15 protein-coding genes are annotated in these 21,916 nt (G+C 71.5%); 4 read left to right on the top strand and 11 right to left on the bottom strand.

All coding sequences use genetic code 11. The features are described from left to right. Positions 1–152: 152 nt before the first annotated feature. Positions 153–2,789: a hypothetical protein gene (locus ABD240_RS04235; RefSeq protein WP_344335412.1), complete on the bottom strand. Its 2,637-nt coding sequence runs from the start codon at positions 2,787–2,789 to the stop codon at positions 153–155. 284 nt (positions 2,790–3,073) lie between these two features. Between ABD240_RS04235 and sfnG the strand changes: the two genes are divergently transcribed. Beyond that, on the top strand, positions 3,074–4,285 hold the full coding sequence (sfnG, locus tag ABD240_RS04230) for a dimethylsulfone monooxygenase SfnG (protein WP_344335409.1): 1,212 nt from the start codon (positions 3,074–3,076) through the stop codon (positions 4,283–4,285). A gap of 95 nt (positions 4,286–4,380) precedes the next feature. Here sfnG and ABD240_RS04225 read toward each other — a convergent pair whose 3' ends face one another. Then, positions 4,381–5,385 (bottom strand): heme o synthase, encoded by a 1,005-nt coding sequence (locus tag ABD240_RS04225; RefSeq protein WP_425546985.1) that lies wholly within the window; start codon positions 5,383–5,385, stop codon positions 4,381–4,383. Between the two features lie 227 nt (positions 5,386–5,612). On the opposite strand from ABD240_RS04225, the gene tkt reads away from it, so the two are divergent. Genes tkt through ABD240_RS04210 form a run of 3 tightly spaced genes read left to right on the top strand, consistent with a single transcriptional unit; the run spans position 5,613 to position 10,578 of the window. Further along, positions 5,613–7,730 (top strand): transketolase, encoded by a 2,118-nt coding sequence (tkt, locus tag ABD240_RS04220; RefSeq protein WP_344335407.1) that lies wholly within the window; start codon positions 5,613–5,615, stop codon positions 7,728–7,730. Next, entirely contained in the window at positions 7,727–8,842 is a 1,116-nt protein-coding gene (gene tal, locus ABD240_RS04215) for a transaldolase (RefSeq protein WP_344335405.1), read from the top strand. The genes tkt and tal overlap by 4 nt, the downstream gene beginning before the upstream one ends. Positions 8,843–8,856: 14 nt before the next feature. Beyond that, positions 8,857–10,578, top strand: coding sequence for a glucose-6-phosphate isomerase (locus ABD240_RS04210; protein WP_344335403.1), 1,722 nt, complete (start codon positions 8,857–8,859; stop codon positions 10,576–10,578). A 101-nt stretch (positions 10,579–10,679) separates the two neighbouring features. Here the strand turns inward: ABD240_RS04210 and secG are convergent, their stop codons facing one another. From secG to uvrA, 9 genes are all read right to left on the bottom strand, one after another. Next, positions 10,680–10,925: a preprotein translocase subunit SecG gene (secG, locus tag ABD240_RS04205; RefSeq protein WP_291796688.1), complete on the bottom strand. Its 246-nt coding sequence runs from the start codon at positions 10,923–10,925 to the stop codon at positions 10,680–10,682. An 8-nt stretch (positions 10,926–10,933) separates the two neighbouring features. Continuing rightward, on the bottom strand, positions 10,934–11,740 hold the full coding sequence (gene tpiA, locus ABD240_RS04200) for a triose-phosphate isomerase (protein ID WP_291796685.1): 807 nt from the start codon (positions 11,738–11,740) through the stop codon (positions 10,934–10,936). A gap of 5 nt (positions 11,741–11,745) precedes the next feature. Beyond that, positions 11,746–12,969, bottom strand: a complete 1,224-nt coding sequence (locus tag ABD240_RS04195) for a phosphoglycerate kinase (RefSeq protein WP_344335400.1) — start codon at positions 12,967–12,969, stop codon at positions 11,746–11,748. Positions 12,970–13,007: 38 nt separating this feature from the next. Next, complete coding sequence (gene gap / locus ABD240_RS04190; protein WP_291796679.1) at positions 13,008–14,012, bottom strand: type I glyceraldehyde-3-phosphate dehydrogenase; 1,005 nt, start codon at positions 14,010–14,012, stop codon at positions 13,008–13,010. Positions 14,013–14,085: 73 nt separating this feature from the next. After that, positions 14,086–15,069 carry a DNA-binding protein WhiA gene (gene whiA / locus ABD240_RS04185; RefSeq protein ID WP_291796676.1) on the bottom strand — a complete coding sequence of 328 codons (984 nt, stop codon included), beginning with the start codon at positions 15,067–15,069 and terminating at the stop codon, positions 14,086–14,088. A gap of 61 nt (positions 15,070–15,130) precedes the next feature. Next, complete coding sequence (locus ABD240_RS04180) at positions 15,131–16,171, bottom strand: gluconeogenesis factor YvcK family protein (RefSeq protein ID WP_291796674.1); 1,041 nt, start codon at positions 16,169–16,171, stop codon at positions 15,131–15,133. Between the two features lie 5 nt (positions 16,172–16,176). Then, positions 16,177–17,070 carry an RNase adapter RapZ gene (gene rapZ, locus ABD240_RS04175; protein ID WP_291796671.1) on the bottom strand — a complete coding sequence of 298 codons (894 nt, stop codon included), beginning with the start codon at positions 17,068–17,070 and terminating at the stop codon, positions 16,177–16,179. Then, positions 17,060–18,976 carry an excinuclease ABC subunit UvrC gene (gene uvrC / locus ABD240_RS04170; protein ID WP_344335394.1) on the bottom strand — a complete coding sequence of 639 codons (1,917 nt, stop codon included), beginning with the start codon at positions 18,974–18,976 and terminating at the stop codon, positions 17,060–17,062. Before uvrC ends, rapZ begins: the two co-directional genes overlap by 11 nt. Next, positions 18,963–21,860, bottom strand: a complete 2,898-nt coding sequence (gene uvrA / locus ABD240_RS04165; RefSeq protein ID WP_291796665.1) for an excinuclease ABC subunit UvrA — start codon at positions 21,858–21,860, stop codon at positions 18,963–18,965. Before uvrA ends, uvrC begins: the two co-directional genes overlap by 14 nt. Between the last annotated feature and the right edge of the window lie 56 nt (positions 21,861–21,916).

The following is a 21,916-nucleotide window of genomic DNA, read 5'->3' as shown; positions in this document are numbered from 1 at the left end:
GGTGGCCGGGCTGGTCAGCGTCGTGGAGCGGACCTGGACGACCGACCGTGCCGCTGCAGCGGATCTCCGAGGACTTTGGCACACGGATCGGGATGTGGCGTGACGATCTTCCTGTGTACGCCCCCGCATGAGCCGCGCATCGCAGGGGGCGGTCAGAACGGCGGAGGCGTGTCATCGGCGAAGTTCGCGCCCGCCGGCACGCCCCTCCACCGGCTCCACCTCTCCCGCTGCAGCTCCGCCTGTGCTTCCTCAGCCGAGAGCGGCACCGTGGAGCCCTCTGCGGTGTCCGCACCCGCGCCCTCCGCACCGTCAGCGCCCTCCGCGCCGGCAGAGAAGACACCCTCCACGGCAGTCCTGGCTTCCACACAGCACTCCGCGGGGCAGGCCTCCCTCAGCAGGTCCGCATGCTCAGCCCTGGCACGCCTGCGCCCCCACCGGCGGGCTTCCCTCTGATACTCCCGTTCCCACGCCTCCTGTGCAGCGGCCTGCCGGCGCCGCCAGTCCTCCCGCTCGGCACGCCTGCGGGCCTCGTCACGGGCGAGAGCCTCTTCCCCCTCGCGGCTCTCAGCCTCCTGCACGGTCTCCTCGCCCACATGCTCCCAGTAGTCCTCCTGACCCAGCGCCTCATGACGCAGCAGGAACTCCGCGAAGCCAGGGTCATCACGGTGTGCTGCCAGTGTTCCGGCCATCTGCCGTTCCTCCGCCTCGCTCAACGGCTGGTCCTCCTCCGGTGAGGGGGCGACGGCGCCGCCGCCGTCAGCAGCACCCTTCACGACAGGAGCGCTGAAGGCGCGGTCGGGCGCCGGATGGGTGAAGACATGCGTACGCAGGCTCTGCCACCACGCGTCCTCGATCCGACGGATACGGGCCTCGCGTTCCCGGTGGCGCTGCCGGCAGAACTCCCACACCGAGCGCTCGTCTTCGCACTCGCGCCTCAGCCGCTCCAGCCGCTCCTCCTCGGCCGCTGCCCTCGCCTGCGCGGCACGCAGCACACGCCGAGCCTCCCGCAGCGCTTCCTCGCGCGCGGCGAGGTCCCGCTCCTGTGCCGACATCTCCGCCCTCCGTCGGGCCTCCGCCGCTGCCACGGCAGCCCGCGTCTGCCAGCGGCGCTCCTCCTCCCGCACGTGTTCCCGCACAAGCTGCTCGGTGGCATCCACCGCGATCCGGGCAGAGTCCTCCCCGCTCACCACCGCGTCCCGCCACAGCTCGTACTCGCCGGCAGCCAGAGCTGAAGGATCTTCTCCCGCCGGTGCCGCGCCCGCATCACCGGGCACCGCCGGACCGGCGTCGACCGGCGCAGCCACCGTCGATGCCTGCACCCCCAGAGGCAGCTCCCACACGATCTCGTCCCCACTCACCCTGCGCATCCGCAGCACGCCGCGGGTCTTGAGTCCGTGGTGCTTCCGGCACATCGGATGACCGTTCACCGGATGTGTGGGCCCGCCGGAGGACGGATCCGCGTGGTCGAAGGGCACGCCGTGCTCGAACTCGCACGCCTGCGCAGGGACGCTGCATCCAGGCGCGGTGCACAGCTGCCACTTCGTGTTCACCACCGACCGTGTGCCTCTGTCCGGCAGATACATCCGTGCCGCCTCGTCCAGCACCACGCCCGTGGCGGGGTCGGTGAGGATCCGATTCCATACCGTGGCATGCCCGGCGACCTCACGGGCAACGTCTGCGGGCAGGGGCGTGCTGCCGGCGACGAGCCCGGGCCGGTCGTCCACCCGCAGCAGAGTCGTCACGGGCACCGTCACATTCACCCCGGCCTGCTTCCGCAGCCACGATCCCGCGCTCGGGCAGGTCACCGCCACCCGCTTCCGCCGGCCCGGCACACCGCCGGACGTGGTGTCTTCGAGGACCGTCGTGGTCTGCGGGAGAGCACCGGTGAGCAGATCGAACACCAACTGATCCGTGTTCCGCGGATCCACCGGAGCAGCACTGCCGCCGCATCCCCCGTTCCCACCGGCCTGGCCCCCGGCGGCATCCGAGGGGCGTGCCGGAGCAAGCGTGAGCGCTCCCATCTGGTTGCGCAGCACCGCTCTGGCCACCGCCTGCCCGCGCGCGTGGAACGCGGCGAGCTCGAGATAGGGCCCGTAGAACGACAGGCAGCCCTCCGCGCCCTCGAGCTTCTCCAGACGCACATGCCGCGTCCGCCTCGCCTGTGCGGAATTCGCTTCCGCCAGCTCGAGCCCGGCGACGACCTGCGTCACCACCGCCAGATGTCTGCCCAGGGACAGGCGCTCGTCCAGGCCCGCGATCGCCTCGTCGACCACATGCAGCTGTGCGAGCGACAGACGCCTCACTTTCGGCAGAATCAGCTCCAGCCGGTCCACCGGCCTGCGCCCCTGAGCGACTGCCCCCAGCAGGGCAGGCATGCCGAGGAGCACCACAAGCGCCTGCGCCGCCTGCTTCCGCACCAGCGGCACGGTCGAACTCAGCGCGCCGGCCACCGCCGTCAGCTCCGCGAACGGCAGCAGCGTCGCCAGGAACGCCTGCAGGGTCCTCTCCCGCTGTCCTGCCACCACCGGAGCGGCGCCGTCCTGATCCTCAGGGCGGAACAGCGCCGCAAGACCGGACTCGCCCGCAGGCGCGCACTCCCCGCTGTCCTCATGCGCGAGGATCCTGCCCAGCCAGAACCGGGCCGTGGATGCGTACTCCTGCGCCCGCAGCTGCCCATACGCCCGCGACTGCTCCTGCAGCGCGTGGAGCGCCTCCTCCGGGTCCACCGGCGAGCCGGAGGCGCTCGCAGCGTCTCCATCACCCTCACCCCCGCCCGTCCGCATCGTCACGGATTCGCATCTGAGTTTTATTATTCCATCGAGCAGCCGAGCCGAACAAGAGACTTTGACATATATTCACTGCAGATGTGTCGGCGATGCGACCTCCACCGCAGCCGGCACAGTGATCCCGCCATGGGCGGACCGGCGCAGCCGGCGCCGCTGGCCTGATCAGCGCATCGGACACGCGTCGCCTGTTCAGGCCCCTGTCGTGAATATGACGATCGCCACGCAGCGCTCGCCCTCGCTGCCGCACACTGACAGCGCAGTCGCCCCACACAGGAAGGTCCACTCGCATGCCCGCTCCGCACCTCGGCACCCACTCCCCGCCCGGCGGCGCTCCGGAACCCACCTCGGACGTCTCGCCCTGGGCCGATCTCGCCACTCCGCTGACATTCGCCTACTGGGTCCCCAACGTCTCCGGCGGCCTCGTCATCTCCGAGGTGGAACAGCGCACGGACTGGGGGATCGACTACAACCGCACACTCGCGAGGACCGCCGAACGCCTGGGCTTCGAGTACGCGCTCACGCAGACCCGCTATCAGGCGAGCTACGGCGCCTCCCAGCAGCACGAGGCGACGAGCTTCTCCCTCGCCCTCCTCCTCGCCACGGAGAAGCTCCGGGTGATCTCCGCCGTGCACCCGGGCATGTGGCACCCGGGGGTGCTCGCGAAGTTCATCAACACCGCGGATCAGCTCTCCGGCGGCCGGGCGGCGGTCAACATCGTCTCGGGCTGGCTCAAGGACGAGTTCACGGGGTTCGGTCTCCCCTGGCTGGAGCACGACGAACGCTATGCACGCACGGAGGAGTTCATCCGCGCCCTCCGCGGCCTGTGGACGGAGGAGGACTACAGGCAGTTCGGCCGCCACTACGCGATCGACGGCGTGACCCTGCGCCCCGGTCCCGTCGACGTTCCCGGCCGGCCGCACCCGGACGTCTTCTTCGGCGGCAACTCCACCGCCGCACAGGCGGCAGCGGGCCGGGTGGCGGACTGGTACTTCTCCAACGGCCGCTCCCTCGAGGGCTACCGGGACAACGTGGCCGGCGTCGTCGCGGCGGCGGAATCGGGTGAGCGCACAGCGCCGGCGAGGCCGCGGTTCGGGATCAACGGCTTCGTCATCGCCCGCGCGACGGAGGAGGAGGCCCATGCGCAGCTGCGCGAGATCGTGGGCCGTGCGCACCGGCCGGCCGTCGAGGGCTTCCGCGCCTCCGTCCGGCAGGCCGGGCAGAGCACCGGGGACGGCAAGGGCATGTGGGCCGATTCCTCGTTCGAGGACCTCGTGCAGTACAACGACGGGTTCAAGACCGGCCTCATCGGCACCGATGACCAGATCGCGGCACGGATCGTGGAATTCAAGAAGCAGGGGGTGAATCTGCTCCTCACCGCCTATCTCCACTTCCAGGAGGAGCTCACGCACTTCGGTGAGGAGATCATCCCGCGCGTCCGCCGGCTCGAGGCTCAGCTCGCCGCCGACCACGGAGTGGAGTTCGCGCCGGCCGGCGACTGAGCCGGCGGGAGGCCCCTCCCACCCCGCACACGCACCGGGGCCCGGCCGTTCCGGAGAACAGCCGGGCCCCGGTGCGGATCAGCCCTGCGGCACGCTCACATCCAGGGGTTGACGAACGGGTCGATCGCCACGGCGAGGAAGAGGACGGAGAGATAGGTGATGGAGGCGTGGAACACGCGCATCGCCTTGAGCCGGGTGCCGGAGAGGCCCTTGTCCGCCCGCTTGATGAGCCCCACGCACTCCCACAGGAACCACGCGCCGGAGAGCACCGCGACAGCGATGTAGAGCGGGCCCATGGGCGCCAGCGGGATGAGGAGGAGCGAGGAGCCGATCATGGCCAGCGTGTACCAGATCATCTGGGCGGCGACGTTGCGGGGCGGCACCTTGTTGGGCAGCATCGGCACGTCCGCGGCCTCGTAGTCCGCCTTGTACTTGATGGCCAGCGGCCAGTAGTGCGGCGGCGTCCAGAAGAACACGACGAGGAAGAGGAGCAGCGGCTCCCAGCTCAGCGAGCCGGTGACGGCCGACCAGCCGATCAGCACCGGCATGCAGCCGGCGGCCCCGCCCCACACGATGTTCTGCGAGGTGCGGCGCTTGAGCACCAGGGTGTAGAGGACGGCGTAGAGGAGGATCGCGACGGCGGTGAGGCCGGCCGCCATCCAGTTGGTGAATCCGCCGAGCCAGAAGATCGAGCCGAAGCCCAGGGCGAACGCGAAGATCGTCGCCGCCCGCGGGGTGATCTCGCCGGTGACGAGCGGACGATTCTCCGTCCGCTTCATCTTCGCGTCGATGTCCCGGTCCGCGATGCAGTTGAAGACCGAGGCCGAGGCCGCAGCCGCCGCACCGCCGATCAGCGTGTTGAGCACCAGCCACAGATCGGGCAGGCCGCGGGCGGCGAGGAACATCACGGGCGCGGTGGTGACGAGCAGGAGCTCGATCACACGCGGCTTGGTGAGCGCGACGTAGGCGCGCAGCGTGCCCCGCAGGGTTCCGCGCCCACGCGCACCCGCGCGCTCCTCGTCGATGGTCCGCTGCAGCGGTCGCTCGCCGGAGGTCGCCGAGGATGTGCGGGTGTGCGCGGAATGCGGAGAAAGAGACACGATCGTCCTCGGCACCTTCCTAGTGATCGATGAGCGTTCTCGGAGATTCTATCGCTCGTAGAAGACTTCCGCACTTCCGACACCCGCGATGCGCGGACGGCGGCGCGGTGGGTGTCGGGGAGGCGCGGGAGGACGGACAGGGCAACCGCGGATCCAGCCGGTAAGCTGAAGCGCGTCGCCATCGACTGCACACTGCACCGCCTTCATCTAAGGAGCACTTCGCGCGCATGACAAGCACGAGCACCCTCGAGTGGTCAGAACTGGACGCGAGGGCGGTCGACACCGCTCGCCTGCTGGCCGCCGACGCCGTCGAGAAGGCCGGCAACGGCCACCCCGGCACCGCCATGAGCCTCGCGCCGGCCGCCTACTACCTCTACCAGCACGCCATGGTGCACGATCCCGCACAGCCGCGCTGGGCGGGCCGGGACCGCTTCGTCCTCTCCGCCGGGCACTCCAGCCTCACGCAGTACGTGCAGCTCTACCTGGCCGGGTTCGGCCTCGAGCTCGACGACCTCCGCGCGCTCCGCACCTGGGGCTCGCTCACCCCCGGACACCCGGAGGTGGGCCACACCGACGGTGTCGAGATCACCACCGGACCGCTGGGCTCCGGCATCGCCTCGGCCGTGGGCATGGCGATGGCCGCGCGCCGTGAGCGCGGCCTCTTCGACCCGGAGGCGCCTGCGGGCGAGTCGGTGTTCGACCACCACGTCTACGTCGTCGCCGGCGACGGCTGCCTGCAGGAGGGCGTCTCCTCGGAGGCCTCCTCGCTCGCCGGCACGCAGGAGCTCGGCAACCTCATCCTCATCTGGGACGACAACCGGATCTCCATCGAGGACGACACGAACATCGCGTTCACGGAGGACGTCGAGGCCCGCTATGCCGCCTACGGGTGGCACGTGCAGCACGTGGACTTCACCGGCCGCGTCGACGGCACCGGCGAGTACAGGGAGGACGTCCAGGCCCTCCACGCCGCCGTGCAGGCCGCCAAGGCGGATCCGCGCCCCTCCTTCATCCGCCTCTCCACGATCATCGCCTGGCCCGCCCCGGGCAAGCAGAACACCGGTGGCGCGCACGGCTCCGCACTGGGTGCCGCTGAGATCGCGGCGACCAAGGAGCTCCTGGGCTTCGACCCCGCGGAGTCCTTCGCGGTCGCGGACGAGGTCCTCGCGCACACCCGCCTCGCCCGCGAGCGGGGCGCGGCGGCCCGCGCCGCCTGGGAGGCGCGCTTCGAGGAGTGGCGCAGTGCGCACCCGGAGCGCGCGCAGCTCTTCGACCGGCTGCAGTCCGGTGAGCTGCCCGCTGGTCTCGCCGAGGCTCTGCCGGAGTTCGAGGCGGGTGAGAAGATCGCCACGCGTGCGGCCTCGGGCACGGTCCTCAACGCCGTCGCCCCCCTCATGCCGGAGCTGTGGGGAGGATCCGCGGACCTCGCCGGTTCCAACAACACCCTCCTCAAGGGCGAACCCTCCTTCCTGCCCGAGGAGCGCTCGTCCGCGATGTTCTCCGGCAACCCCTACGGCCGGAACCTGCACTTCGGCGTCCGCGAGTTCGCCGCCGGCCTCATCTGCAACGGCATCGCCCTGCACGGTCCCACCCGCCCCTACAACGGCACCTTCCTCGTGTTCAGCGACTACCAGCGCCCGGCCGTGCGGCTGGCGGCGCTCCAGCAGGTGCCCAGCGTCTTCGTCTGGACGCACGACTCGATCGGCGTGGGCGAGGACGGCCCCACGCACCAGCCGGTGGAGCACGTGAGCTCGCTGCGCGCGATCCCGGGCGTGGACGTCGTCCGCCCGGCCGACGCCACGGAGACCGCCGTCGCCTGGGCCAAGGTGCTCGAGCGCACCGACGGCCCCTCCGGCCTCGTGCTCACCCGTCAGGGCGTGCCGGTGCTGGACCGCACGGTGCTCGCGCCCGCCGCCGAGGCCCGCCGGGGCGCCTACGTGCTGGCCGACGCGGTGAACGAGTCCACCGGCCTGCCGGACGTGCTCCTCATGGCCTCCGGATCCGAGGTGCAGCTCGCCCTCGCGGCGCAGGGGACGCTCGCGGAGTCCGGTGTGCACGCCCGTGTCGTCTCCGTGCCCTGCATGGAGTGGTTCGAGGCCCAGCCGGCCGAGTACCGCGAGTCCGTCCTGCCGGCCGCGGTCGCCGCCCGCGTGAGCGTGGAGGCCGGCACGGCGCAGAGCTGGTACCGCTGGCTCGGCACCCACGGCGTGCCCGTCTCGCTGGAGCACTTCGGAGCCTCCGCGCCGGGCGCGGAGCTGTTCGAGCGGTTCGGGTTCACCCCGGCCGCGGTCGTCGACGCCGCGCGGGCCTCGCTCGACGCCGTCGCGGAGAGGAGCCGGTCATGAGCACACCGCTGGAGCGCCTGAGCGCCGCCGGCGTCTCCGTCTGGCTCGACGACCTCTCCCGCTCGCGACTGGACTCGGGCTCCCTCGCGGAACTCCTGGAGACCCGGTGCATCGCGGGCGTGACGACGAACCCCACGATCTTCGCGCAGGCGATCTCCCAGGACCCGGCGTACGGGCCCCGCCTCGCCGAGGCCGTGCGCACGGCCGGGCCCGAGGCCGGCGCGGAGGAGCTCATCGATCTCCTCACCGTCGCGGACGTCCGCGACGCCTGCGACGTGCTCCGCGGGGTCCACGAGCGCACCGACGGCGTGGACGGCCGCGTCTCCCTCGAGGTCTCCCCCGCCCTCGCCCATGACAGCGAGGGCACCATTGAGGCGGCGAAGCGCCTGGCCGCGGCGGTGGACCGTGAGAACGTCATGATCAAGATCCCCGCGACCGAGGCCGGGATCTACGCGATCCCCCGCGTCCTCGAGGCCGGCATCAGCGTCAACGTCACCCTGGTGTTCAGCCTCGACCAGTACCGCAAGGTCGTGGAGGCCTACCTCACCGGCCTCGAGCGGGCCCGCGAGCACGGCGCGGACCTCTCACGGATCGCCTCCGTCGCCTCGGTCTTCGTCTCCCGGGTAGATGCGGAGATCGACGGCCGCCTCGACGCGCTCGGCACGGAGGAGGCCCGCGCCCTGCGCGGCGGCGCGGGCCTCGCCAACTGCAGGCTCACGCACCGCGTGCAGTCGCAGGCCTTCGGCTCCGAGCGCTTCCGGGTGCTGGCCGCGGCCGGTGCACGGGTGCAGCGGCTGCTGTGGGCCTCGACTGGCGTGAAGGACCCGGCCTACCCGGACACCCTCTACGTGTCCGGGCTCGTCACCCCGGACACCGTCAACACGATGCCGGAGAAGACGCTGGAGGCCTTCGCGGACCACGGCGAGGTCCCTGCGGACACCATGCCCGGCTCCTACGCCGCGGCGGATGCGCACTTCGATGCGCTGGCGGGCCTGGGCATCGACTACGCCCAGGTCATGGAGAAGCTGCAGGCGGAAGGGCTGGAGAAGTTCTCCGCGAGCTGGAGCGAACTGGTGGACGTCGTTGCGACGCGGCGTTCGGACTCGGTCTGAAAGGAGTGAGCGCGATGAGTGCGACAGTGGGGTTCCCCGCTCCGGAGGAGCACAGGGCGGAGCGCGGCAGGATGATCGCGGAGAAGCTGGCCTCACGGCTCGCGGCGCGGGACACCGGCCTCTGGGGCCCGGGCGCGGCGCGGACGGCTGAGCACCGCCTCGGCTGGACGGACCTGCACACGCGCTCGGCAGGCCTCGTCGAGCAGATCGACTCCCTCCGTGAGGAGCTGGCCGCCGAGGGCGTCGACCGCATCGTCCTCGCAGGCATGGGCGGCTCCTCCCTGGGCGCCGAGGTCATCGCCGCCTCCCACGGCGCCGAGCTCGCCGTCCTCGACAGCACGGATCCGCTGTCCGTGCGGGCCGTCGTGGAGTCCGCGGACCTCGCCCGCACCGCCCTCGTGGTGGGCACGAAGTCCGGGACGACGATCGAGACGGTCTCCGCCGCCTCCGCCTACGCGCAGGCGCTGCGGGGCCTGGACATCGAGCCCACGGAACGGCTCATCGCCGTGACGGATCCGGGCACCACCCTCGCGGAGCAGGCTCTCGAGGAGGGCTGGCGCCGGGTGTTCCTCGCGGATCCGGACGTGGGCGGGCGCTTCAGCGTGCTCGGCGCGTTCGGCCTGGTGCCCGCCGGCCTCGCGGGCGCGGACGTGGCCCAGGTCGTCGCAGAGGCGGCCGCCGTCGCGGAGGCGCTCGCCGAGGACCGCGAGGGCAACCCGGCGGTCGAGCTGGCCTCGGCGCTGTCCGCCGCCCATGCCCGCAGCATCCGGATCCTCGCCGTCGCCGCCACGGACCCCGCCCTCGAGGCCCTGCCCGCCTGGCTGGAGCAGCTCGTGGCGGAGTCCACGGGCAAGGACGGGGCCGGCGTCCTGCCCATCGCCTGCGAGTCCGTGCACGCCGCGGGCTTCGCCGATGCGGACGCCGGCACCGGCATCTGCTTCCTCGGCGAGGCGCTCGGCGAGCATCAGCCGGTCTCCGGCGTCGCGGTCTCGTGCGAGGCTCCCCTGGGTGCGCAGTTCCTCATCTGGGAGACCGCGACGGCGCTGCTGGGGGCCGCCATCGGCGTGGATCCCTTCGACCAGCCGGACGTCGAGGCCGCCAAGGCACGGGCGCGGGAGATCCTCGCGCGCAGGACGCAGGCGGCCGCGGGGAGCCCGGAGACCGGCGGTGACGCAGACGGCGGGGCAGCACCCGCCGAGGCCGCCCAGGAGCCCGCGCCGTTCCTCGTCGAGGGCGAGGTCGAGGTGTACGCCTCCGTCCACCTCATCGACGACCTCGAGCTCCACGAGCGCACGCTGTCGGGTCTGCTCGGTGCGATCCTGCCCGAGCGCGACGACGAGCGCTACCTCGCCGTCTGCGCCTACCTCAGCTCCGTGCACGACGCCGAGGCCGCGCGACTGCGTCCCGTCCTCGCGGACAGGGCCGACGGCGCGCCGGTGTCGTTCGGCTGGGGTCCGCGCTATCTGCACTCCACGGGCCAGCTGCACAAGGGCGGACCGGACACCGGTTCCTTCCTGTTCGTCACCGCTGCGATCTCCGCCGAGGACGATCTGGCGGTGCCCGGCGCCGGGTTCGGCTTCGGCAGCCTCATCTCCTCGCAGGCCGCGGCCGATGCGGATGTGCTGGAGGGCCTGGGACGCCGTGTCCTGCGGGTCCGGCTGCGTGAGCGGGACGAGGGTCTGCAGCAGCTGCTGGCAGCGGCCGCCGGAACCTCGCCCGAGCGGGTGGGCGAGTAGGCCGCAGGGCAGACACGCGAGAGGCCAGGAGGGACACGTCCCTCCTGGCCTCTCGTTCTGCGGCATTCAGCCCGTGCGGCACTCAGCTCATGTGCGGCGGCTCAGCCGGCGAAGCGCACCGAGACGCCCAGCAGCACGATGCTGGCGACCCAGATGATCGCCACGAGCGTCGTGAAGCGGTTGAGGTTGCGTTCGGCGACACCGGACGAGCCCAGCGAGGAGCTCATGCCGCCGCCGAACATGTCGGACATGCCGCCGCCCTTGCCCTTGTGCATGAGGATGAGCATCGTGAGGAAGACGCTGGTGAGGACGAGAATCGCCGTGAGCGTCCAGTTGAGGATCTCCATAGTGCCCTTCAGTCTACCCGGTGTGCGGCGGTGATCAGCGACGCGAAGCCGGCCGGGTCGAGGCTCGCGCCCCCCACGAGGGCACCGTCCACGTCCGGGACCGCCACGATCTCCGCGACGCTCTCGGCCTTCACACTGCCGCCGTAGAGGATCCGCGTGGCCTGGGCCGCGGGAGCGCCCAGCAGGGTCTCGAGCCGGCCGCGGAGGGCGGTCGCCATCTCCCCGGCCTCCTCCGGCCCCGCGGTCTCGCCGGTGCCGATCGCCCAGACCGGCTCGTAGGCCAGCACCAGACCGGGGACGTCGTCTGCGCCGAGGCCCTCCAGTGCGGCGTCCAGCTGCGCGAGGACGACGGCGACGTGGTCGCCGGACTGCCGGGACTCGAGCCCCTCCCCCACACACAGCACCGGGGCGAGCTCGTGCCGGACGGCCGCGAGGATCTTGCTGCGGACGAGCGCATCGTCCTCGCCGTGGTGCTCGCGCCGCTCCGAGTGGCCCACGAGCACGTACTCGCAGCCCAGCCGGCGCAGGAACTGCCCCGAGACCTCACCGGTGTAGGCCCCGGAGTCGTGCGCGGAGAGGTCCTGCGCACCGTAGGACAGCGCGAGCTTGTCCCCCTGCACCAGGGTCTGCACGGAGCGGATGTCCGTGAAGGGCGGCAGCACGGCCACCTCGACCGCGTCCAGGTCCACCTTCGCATCCCGCAGCGCCCAGTCGAGCTTCTGCACGAGGGTGAGCGCCTCGAAGTGATCGAGGTTCATCTTCCAGTTGCCCGCGATGAGCCGCCTGCGGCCGCCGGCCGTCTTCGTCGTCGCCATGCCGCTCAGCCCTCCAGCACGTCGAGGCCGGGAAGCGTCCGGCCCTCGAGGAACTCGAGGCTCGCCCCACCGCCGGTGGAGATGTGGCCGAACTGGTCGTCGGAGAAGCCGAGGGTGCGCACGGCGGCGGCGGAGTCTCCCCCGCCCACCACCGTGAGCCTGCCGGCCTCCGGGCCGCCGTGGGCGGTGGTGAGGGCCTCGGCCACGGCACGGGTGCCCGCGGAGAACGCGGGGAACTCGAACACGCCCATGGGCCCGTTCCAGAACACCATGCGCGCGGCCGTGATCCGCGCGGCGAACGCCGCGGCGGTCTCCGGACCGATGTCCAGGCCCAGCGCCTCGGCGCCGCCGGGGGTGGACTCGAGAGCGTCCGCCGGCGCGACCCAGTGCTCCGCGTCCGCGGCGAACGAGGCGGCCATCACGATGTCCGTCGGCAGGAGGATCTCCACACCGCGTTCGGCCGCCTTGCGCAGGTATCCGCGAGCGGTCTCCAGCTGATCGGACTCCACGAGGCTCCTGCCGATCGCGTGACCCTGCGCGGCGAGGAAGGTGAACGCCATGCCCCCGCCGATCGCGAGCGTGTCCGCCCGCTCCAGCAGGCTGTCGATGACCCCGAGCTTGTCGGAGACCTTCGACCCGCCCAGCACCACCGCATAGGGCCGCGCCGGGTCCTCGAGGAGGCGCGTCGAGACCTCGACTTCCGCGCTCACGAGGTCACCGGCATAGGCCGGCAGGCGGGTGGCGATGTCGTACACGCTCGCCTGCCTGCGGTGGACGACGCCGAATCCGTCCGAGACGAAGACGTCCGCGAGCTCCGCGAGCTGATCGGCGAACTCAGCGCGCTCCGCATCGTCCTTGGAGGTCTCGCGCGGGTCGAACCGGAGGTTCTCCAGGAGCACGATCCCGCCGTCGCCGAGTGCGGCGACCGCAGCGTGGGCCTGCGGTCCCACGGTGTCCGCGGCGAAGGCCACCTCGCGGCCCACCGCCTCGGCCAGCGCCGGCGCGACGGGTGCGAGCGAGAGCTCGTCGACGACCTGCCCCTTGGGCCGGCCGAGGTGCGCGACGACGATCACCCGGGCACCGGCCTCGGCCAGCCGCCGGAGCGTGGGCGCCGAGGCCGTGATGCGGCCCGGGTCCGTGATGCGCCCGGCGTCCATCGGGACGTTGAGGTCGCTGCGGACCAGGACGCGCCTGCCCGCGAGCGGCCCCGCGCTCTCAAGAGTCTTCATTCGGTTCCCTTTCGGTGTTCGGTGCGGCCGGTCCGCTCTCAGCGCAGCTGCCGGCCCACGTGGGCGGCGAGATCGAGGAGGCGGTGCGAGTAGCCCCACTCGTTGTCGTACCAGGCGATCACCTTGAGCTGCTCGCCCACCTGTTCGGTGAGCGTGGCGTCGATGATCGCGGAGTGGTCGTCCATGACGATGTCGGAGGAGACGATGGGGTCCTCCGTGTAGCCGAGGATCCCGGCGAGCGGGCCCTCAGCCGCCGTGCGCAGCGCCTCGTTCACCTCCGCGGGAGTGGTGGAGCGCTCCGGCACGAAGGTGAGGTCCACGAGCGAGCCCGTGGGCACGGGCACGCGGATCGCCATGCCGTGCAGGCGGCCGGCGAGCTCCGGCAGCACCTTTCCCACGGCACCGGCCGCGCCCGTCGTGGTGGGGACGATGTTGACCGCCCCGGCCCGCGCGCGGCGGAGGTCCTTGTGATTGCCGTCGACCAGACGCTGGTCGCCGGTGTAGGCGTGCACCGTGGTCATGAGGCCGGAGGCGATGCCCACCGTCTCGTGGAGCGTCTTGGCGACGGGCGCGAGGCAGTTGGTGGTGCACGAGGCGTTGGAGACGACCCGGTGGCGAGCGGGATCGAACTCCGACTCGTTCACGCCCATGACGAACATGCCGTCCACGCCCTTGCCCGGCGAGGACATGATGACCACGCCGGCTCCGGCCTCCAGATGGGCCGAGGCCTGGTCCGCGGACCGGAAGCGTCCGGTCGACTCGATGACGACGTCGACCCCGTACTCGCCCCACGGGATCTCCGCGGGCACCGACTTCTCGAACGCCTGCACGTGACGGCCGTCGACGATGAGCGAGTCCTCGTCATGGCTCACCTCCGCGTCGATCCTGCGCCAGACGGAGTCATAGGTGAGCAGGTGTGCGAGCGAGGCGTTGTCCGTGAGGTCGTTGATGGCGACGACCTCGACGTCCGGGGACGTGAGCGACTGGCGGAAGAAGGATCGGCCGATGCGTCCGAAGCCGTTGATGCCGATGCGGATGGTCATGCGTGTGCTTCCCTCCTGAGGCGACGTGCGGAGCGGGTGGCCCCGCGCTCCCATCCTATCGAGACGGGGTGCCTCAGTTCTCCTCGAGCATGTCCGGCGTGACGAACGCATCCGTCCCGGCGATGCCCAGCTCCTCCGCGCGCTTGTCCGCAGTCGCGAGCAGACGGCGGATCCGGCCGGCCACCGCGTCCTTCGTCATCACGGGATCCGCGAGCTGGCCGAGCTCCTCGAGGGAGGCCTGCTTGTGCGTCATGCGGAGCGCGCCTGCATAGCGGAGGTGCTCCGGCACGTCGTCGCCGAGGATCTCCAGCGCCCGCTCGACCCGCGCGCTCGCCGCCACGGCCGCCCGTGCCGAACGGCGCAGGTTCGCGTCGTCGAAGTTGGCCAGCCGGTTGGCGGTGGCCCGGACCTCGCGGCGCATGCGGCGCTCCTCCCAGACGAGCACGGCCTCGTGCGCCCCCATCCGGGTGAGCAGGGCGGCGATCGCATCCCCGTCGCGGATGACCACGCGATCGGTGCCGCGGACCTCGCGCGCCTTGGCGGTGATGTCCAGCCTGCGCGCCGCACCCACGAGGGCCAGCGCCGCCTCCGGGGCGGGACAGGTGATCTCCAGCGCGGCGGAGCGCCCGGGCTCCGTGAGCGAACCGTGGGCGAGGAAGGCGCCCCGCCAGGCGGCCTCGCAGTCCGCGGCGGTGCCGCCCACGATGGCGGACGGCAGCCCGCGCACCGGCCGGCCGCGGGCGTCCAGCAGCCCGGACTGCCGGGCCAGCGAGGCACCGTCGCGCGTGATCCTCACCACGTAGCGGCTGCCCCGTCCCCGGGCGCCGCCGGAGATCACCACGATCTCCGCGACCGGGCCGTAGAGCGAACGGATCTCCGCGCGGAGACGACGCGCCGCCGCCGCGGTGTCCAGCTCCGCCTCCACGAGGACCGCAGAGCCGGAACGGTGGAGCGCACCCGCGAAGCGCAGCATCGAGGAGACCTCCGCCCTCCGCGCCGAGATCCGCGTCACCTCGCAGCGAGCGAGCTCGTCCTTGACCGCAGCCGTCAGCGCCATGTTCGCCTCTCGTCTCCCCACTTCATGAGCCTCACCACCGGTCCGGGACGGAACCCGGCCCTCACCACTGGTCCTCCTCGAGCAGCCCCGAGTCCAGCAGCATGTCACGGTAGCAGGCCGCCAGCTTGAGGCTGTCATGCTGGCGCGGTCTGCGCGAGGTGAGCGGGTGGGTGCGCAGATGGGCCCCGAACAGCGATTCCGCGATCTCCGGGAGGGCGGGCTCCTTGGCCGCCGCCACGGCGTCCACGAGCACGTAGTCGAGTGTGAGCGCCGGCGCGTGCAGGTGCAGCGACTGCAGGTGGTCCACGAGGGTGAGGTCCGCGGTCTCCCCCGGCGCGGCGCCGAGGTTGAGGGTGAGGCTCTTGAGCGCGGTGGAGGCGCAGATCGCCTCGGCCAGCTCCGGCACCAGCAGGTGCGGCATGACGGAGGTGTACCAGGATCCCGGGCCCAGGTTGAGCAGATCCGCCTCCTGCACGGCCTCGATCGTCTCCGCCCGCGCGGGCGGGGCACCGGGGACGAGCCGGACCTGGGCGACCCTTCCCGGCGTCGTCGCGAGCACGGACTGCCCCCGGATGACCGTGACGGGTCCGCCGTCCGGCGGGTGCACGTCCGCCTCGATGGTGAGCGGCACGGACGACATCGGCAGCACCCTGCCGTGGGCCCGCAGCAGCTGGGCGATCCAGTCGAGCCCCTCGACGTGGTCGTCGTTGATCTGCCACAGCGCGGCGATGAGGAGGTTGCCCACGGCATGGCCGTCGAGGCTGCCCGAGGACGTGAAGCGGTGCTGGATGACGTCGCGCCACACGCGCCCCCACTCGCCGTCGTCGCAGAGTGCGGCCAGCGCCATGCGCAGGTCGCCCGGCGGCAGGCCGCCCATCTCCTGCCGGAGGCGTCCGGAGGAGCCTCCGTCGTCCGCGACCGTCACGACCGCCGTGAGCGAGTCCGTGATGAGGCGGAAGGCGCGCAGGGCGGCGTAGAGCCCGTGGCCTCCGCCGAAGCTCACGACCCTGGGCTCGGAGCCGCGTCCGGCGGCCCTGCCGCGGAGCGAGAGCGGCAGCTCCTCCGTGGTCGGAGCCCCGCCGGCCTCGTGCTGAGCGGTCATGGCGCTCACTCCCTTCCCAGATCCCGGTGGCGGACGGTGACACGCGCCGGCGTCTGCTCGCGCAGACGCCGGCCGAGCTCCTCGGCCATCGCGACCGAGCGGTGCTTGCCCCCGGTGCAGCCCACCGCGATCGTCGCGTAGCCGCGGGACTCGCGGAGGTAGCCCTCGATCGCGATGCGCAGCGCCGCGGTGTAGTGGTCGAGGAACTCGCCCGCACCCGGGTCCGCGAAGACGAAGTCCGCCACCTCGCGGTCCGTGCCGTTGAAGGGCCGCAGATGGGGCACCCAGTGGGGATTGGGCAGGAAGCGCACGTCCGCGACGTGGTCGCCGTCCTTGGGCACGCCGTTCTTGAAGCCGAAGCTCATGACGGTGAGCCGGAGCGTCTCCGCGTCCTCCGAGCTGAAGGCCTGCCGGACCTCCCGGCCGAGCTCGTGCACGTTGAGCTCCGAGGTGTCGATGACGACTCCGGCACGGTGCCGGAGGTTGTCCAGCGCCTCCCGCTCCGCCGCGATGCCGTCGAGCAGCGTCCCCTCGCCCTGCAGCGGGTGCGGGCGGCGGACGGACTCGAACCTCTGCACGAGCACGTCGTCGCTCGCGTCGAGGAAGAGGACGCGGACCATGATGCCCTGTTTGAGGTACTCGTCGACCGCGTGGTCGAGATCCGTGCGCTGCGTGCTGCGGCCGCGGATGTCCGCCACGACCGCCACCTTGGGCAGCGCTCCGTCGGCACGGCCCACCAGCTCGAGCAGCGGGGCGATCATCTGGGGCGGCAGGTTGTCCACGACGTACCAGTCGAGGTCCTCGAGCACGCGCGCCGCCGTGGTCTTGCCGGCGCCGGACATGCCCGTCACGAGGAGCACGTCCACCTGATCCGGTCTCGTCTCGTTCTCACTCGTCACTCTCGGACTCCTCTCCCCCGGGCTGGGCGCCGCCCGCCTGTCGCTGCGCGCCGTTCAGCTCTCGCTGAATGGTATCCGCCAGGCTCGGTCCCACACCCTTCACCCGCTGCAGCTCCTCCGGTCCCGCGCGGCGGATGCCGGCCACGGAGCCGAACTCCGCCAGGAGGGCCTTCCGCTTCGCCGGTCCCAGTCCCGGGATCGAGTCCAGCGCCGAGGCCGTGCTCGATCTCCCGCGCCGCTTGCGGTGGTAGGTGATGGCGAACCGGTGGGACTCGTCGCGCACGCGCTGGAGGAGGTAGAGGCCCTCGGAGCCGCGCGGGAGCACCAGCGGGAAGTCGTCGCCGGGCAGCCACACCTCCTCGAGCCGCTTGGCGAGCCCTGCGACCGCGATCTGCGCGAGGCCCAGATCGTCGAGGGCGCGCCGCGCCGCGGCCACCTGCGGCGGGCCGCCGTCCACGAGGAGCAGCGAGGGCCGGTAGCCGAACCTCTCGTCCGGCTCGTCCGAGGCCAGTGACTCGAGGTAGCGGGTGAACCGGCGGGAGACCACGTCGTACATGGAGGAGGTGTCGTCCCGCGCGGCCTCGCCGCGGACGGCGAAGTGCCGGTAGTCGCGCTTGACGGGCAGACCGTCCTCGAACACCACGAGGGAGCCCACCACGTCCTGGCCGCCCGTGTGCGAGTTGTCGATCGCCTCGATCCGCAGCGGCGGCTCCTCCAGCCCCAGATGCTCCTGGATCTCCTTGAGGGCCTCGCTGCGGGTGGTGAGGTCCGACGCCCTCCGGGTGCGGTGGAGGATGAGGGCCTGCTCCGCGTTCTGCCGGACCGTCTCGAGGAGCGCGCGCTTCTCCCCGCGCTCCGGCACGCGCAGATCCACGCGGCGACCGCCGCGGCGGTCCCGCAGCCAGTCGCTCAGGCTCTCGGGCTCCTCCGGCAGCGTGTCGACGAGGACCTCCGGCGGCACGGCCTGCGGATCCGCCTCGCCGTAGGCCTGACGCAGATAGTCCGCGGCGAGGCTGGCCGGGGTGGAGTCCTCGAGCCTCTCGACGATCCAGCCGCGTTCGCCCCGGATGCGCCCGCCCCGCACGTGGAAGACCTGCACGGAGGCCTCGAGGTCGTCGAAGTGGACGGCGAACAGGTCGCAGTCGGCGTTCATCGACAGGACGACGGCGTTCTTCGCCAGCACCTTCTCCAGTGCGGCGATCTCGTCACGCAGACGCGCGGCGGTCTCGTAGTCGTAGACCTCCGCCGCGGCGGCCATCCGCCGCTTCCGGTCCGTGATCATGGTGCCGGTGTTCCCGGACATGAAGTCCGTGATGCCGCGCACCAGCTCGCGGTGCTCCTCCTCGCTCACCTGCCCCACGCAGGGGGCCGAGCACTTGCCGATGTAGCCCAGCAGGCACGGCCGGCCGCTGCGTTCGGCCCGCTGCAGCACGCCCTTGGTGCACGTGCGCACGGGGAACACCTTGAGCAGGAGGTCGAGGGACTCCCGGATCGCCCAGGCCTGGCCGAATGGACCGAAGTAGGTGATGCCCGGCTTGCGCCTGCCGCGGGTGACGAAGACGCGCGGGTACCGGTCCTTCGAGGTGATGGCCAGATACGGGTACGACTTGTCGTCCCGGAACATCACGTTGAAGCGGGGGCTGAACTCCTTGATCCAGGTCCACTCCAGCTGGAGCGCCTCCACCTCCGTGCCCACCACGGTCCACTCGACGGAGGCGCCGGTGTGGACCATCCGGAAGGTGCGGGGGTGCAGGTTCGCGGGGTCCGCGAAGTACGAGTTCAGGCGCTGCCGGAGGTTCTTCGCCTTCCCCACGTAGATGACACGGCGGTCCTCGTCGCGGAAGCGGTAGACGCCCGGCGACGTGGGTATCTCGCCCGTGCGGGGCCGGTACTCACTCGGATCCACCGGCCGCCCTCCGCTCGAGCAGCTCGGCGAGGTAGCGCCCCGTGTGGCTGGACTCCACGCGCGCCACCTCCTCCGGAGTGCCCTGTGCGATCACCTGGCCGCCGCCGCGGCCGCCCTCCGGACCCATGTCGATGATGTGGTCCGCCGCCGCGATGACGTCGACGTTGTGCTCGATGACGATGACCGAGTTGCCCTTGTCCACGAGACCCTGGAGCACCCCCAGCAGCCGGGAGATGTCCTCGAAGTGCAGACCGGTCGTGGGCTCGTCGAGCACGTAGACGGTGCGGCCCCGGGTGCGCTTCTGCAGCTCCGCCGCGAGCTTCACGCGCTGCGCCTCGCCGCCGGAGAGGGTGGTCGCGGGCTGTCCCAGCCGGACGTAGCCCAGCCCCACCTCGTTGAGCGTGCGCAGGTGCCGGGAGATGGCGGGCACCGCCTCGAAGAACTCCGCGGCCTCCTCGATGGGCATGTTGAGGACCTCCGCGATCGACTTCCCCTTGAAGCGGGCGTCGAGCGTCTCGCGGTTGTACCGCGCGCCGCCGCACACCTCACAGGGGACGAACACGTCCGGCAGGAAGTTCATCTCGATGCGGATGGTGCCGTCGCCCTTGCAGTTCTCGCAGCGTCCGCCCTTGACGTTGAAGGAGAAGCGCCCCGGCTGGTAGCCCCGGATCCGCGCGACCTCCGTCTCGGAGAACAGCCGGCGGATGTGGTCGAAGACCCCGGTGTAGGTGGCCGGATTGGACCGCGGGGTGCGGCCGATGGGCGACTGATCGACGTGGATGACCTTGTCGAGGTGCTCGAGGCCCTTCACCGACTTGTGCCGGCCGGGCACGCGCTTGGCGTTGTTGAGCTTGTTGGCGAGCTCCGTGTAGAGGATGTCGTTGACGAGGGTCGACTTGCCGGAGCCGGACACGCCCGAGACCACGGTGAGGACCCCCAGGGGGAAGTCGACGGTGAGGTCCCGGAGGTTGTTCTCGTTGGCCCGCACGACGGTGAGCGTCCGCTCCCTGTCCAGCGGGCGGCGCGCGGCCGGCAGCGGGATCCGACGCCGGCCCGCGAGGTAGTCGCCGGTGAGGGACTTCTGCTCGTCCGTGAGGCCCGCCACCGGTCCGGAGTAGACGATCTCACCGCCGTGCTCACCGGCGCGCGGGCCGATGTCCACGATCCAGTCGCCCGCCTCGATGGTCTCCTCGTCGTGCTCGACGACGATGAGGGTGTTGCCCAGGTTGCGGAGCTTCAGCAGCGTCTCGATGAGGCGGCGGTTGTCCCGCTGGTGCAGGCCGATGGACGGCTCGTCCAGCACGTAGAGCACGCCCACGAGGCCGGAGCCGATCTGCGTGGCGAGCCGGATGCGCTGCGCCTCTCCGCCGGAGAGGGTGCCGGCGGTCCGGTCCAGGCTGAGGTAGTCGAGGCCCACGTCGAGGAGGAACTGCAGCCGCGCGGTGATCTCCTTCATCACCTGGGCGGCGACCTGCGCGTCCCGCGAGGAGAGTTCGAGCCCGGTGAGGAACTCCGCCGCCTCGTCGATGGGCAGGGAGGAGACCTCCGCGATGGACCTGCCGCCCACCGTGACGGCCAGGACCTCCGGCCGCAGACGGGCACCGTGGCAGACGGGGCAGGGCACCTCCCGCATGTACGCCTCGTAGCGTTCGCGCGAGGAGTCCGACTCCGTCTCCTCGTGCTTGCGGAGGATGTACTGGTAGACGCCCTCGAAGCCGGTGGAGTAGGTGCGCTCGCGGCCGAACCGGTTCTTGAACTTCACCTGGACCTTGTAGTCCTTGCCCTCCAGCAGGGCCTTCCGCACGGGCGCGGACAGGTCCTTCCACGGAGTGGTGAGGTCGAAGCCGAGCTCGTCGGCCAGGCCCGCGATGATGCGGAGGAAGTACTGCGAGACGTTCTTGCCCGCCGACCACGGCGCGATCGCGCCCTCCGTGAGCGAGAGGTCGTCGTCCGGGACCACGAGCGATTCGTCGACGCTCAGGCGGGTGCCGATCCCGTCGCACTCCGGGCAGGCGCCGAACGGCGAGTTGAAGGAGAAGGTGCGCGGTTCGATCTCGTCGAGGACGAGGGGGTGGTCGTTGGGGCAGCGCAAGTTCTCCGAGAACGTGCGCACCGTGCCGTCGTCGACGAGCTCGACGTCGATGCGCCCCTCCGCCGCGGCGAGTCCGGTCTCCACCGAGTCCGTGAGGCGCTGGTGGACGCCTGAGCGGATGACGATGCGGTCCACGACGACGGAGATGGAGTGCTTGTACTGCTTCTTGAGGACGGGCGGATCGTCGAGCCTGATCTGCTCGCCGTCGACCACCGCGCGGGAGTAGCCCTGCGAGAGCAGGGAGGAGAAGAGATCCTTGAACTCGCCCTTGCGCTCGCGGACGAGCGGGGCCAGCACCGCGATCCGGGTGCGCTCCGGCAGCTGGAGCAGCGAGTCCACGATCTGCTGCGTCGTCTGCTTCTCGATGCGCTCCCCGCACGTGGGGCAGTGCGGGACTCCCACGCGCGCCCACAGGAGGCGGAGGAAGTCATGGACCTCGGTGATGGTGCCGACGGTGGACCGGGGGTTCTTCGAGGTCGACTTCTGGTCGATGGAGACCGCCGGGGACAGTCCCTCGATGAGGTCCACGTCCGGTTTGTCCACCTGCCCCAGGAACATGCGGGCGTAGGAGGAGAGGGATTCGACGTAGCGGCGCTGCCCCTCCGCGAAGATGGTGTCGAAGGCGAGCGAGGACTTGCCGGAGCCGCTCAGCCCGGTGAACACCACCATCGCGTCCCGGGGAATCGTCACGGACACGTCTTTGAGATTGTGCGCGCGTGCACCCTCCACGCGGATCGTGGGAGCGTCGGGATGAGGGAGCACCGCTGCTGCGGAGGTCGTCTGCGAAGTCACGCCCCCACTCTAGTGAAGGGCACGGACACAGGACCCCCACCGTGACCGAGCCCACG

The organism is Brevibacterium salitolerans (assembly GCF_039531405.1).
In the GTDB taxonomy this organism is placed as follows: Bacteria; Actinomycetota; Actinomycetes; order Actinomycetales; family Brevibacteriaceae; genus Brevibacterium; species Brevibacterium salitolerans.
The sequence above is the reverse complement of the archived record's forward strand: the minus strand, read 5'-3'. Positions and strand labels throughout refer to the sequence as shown.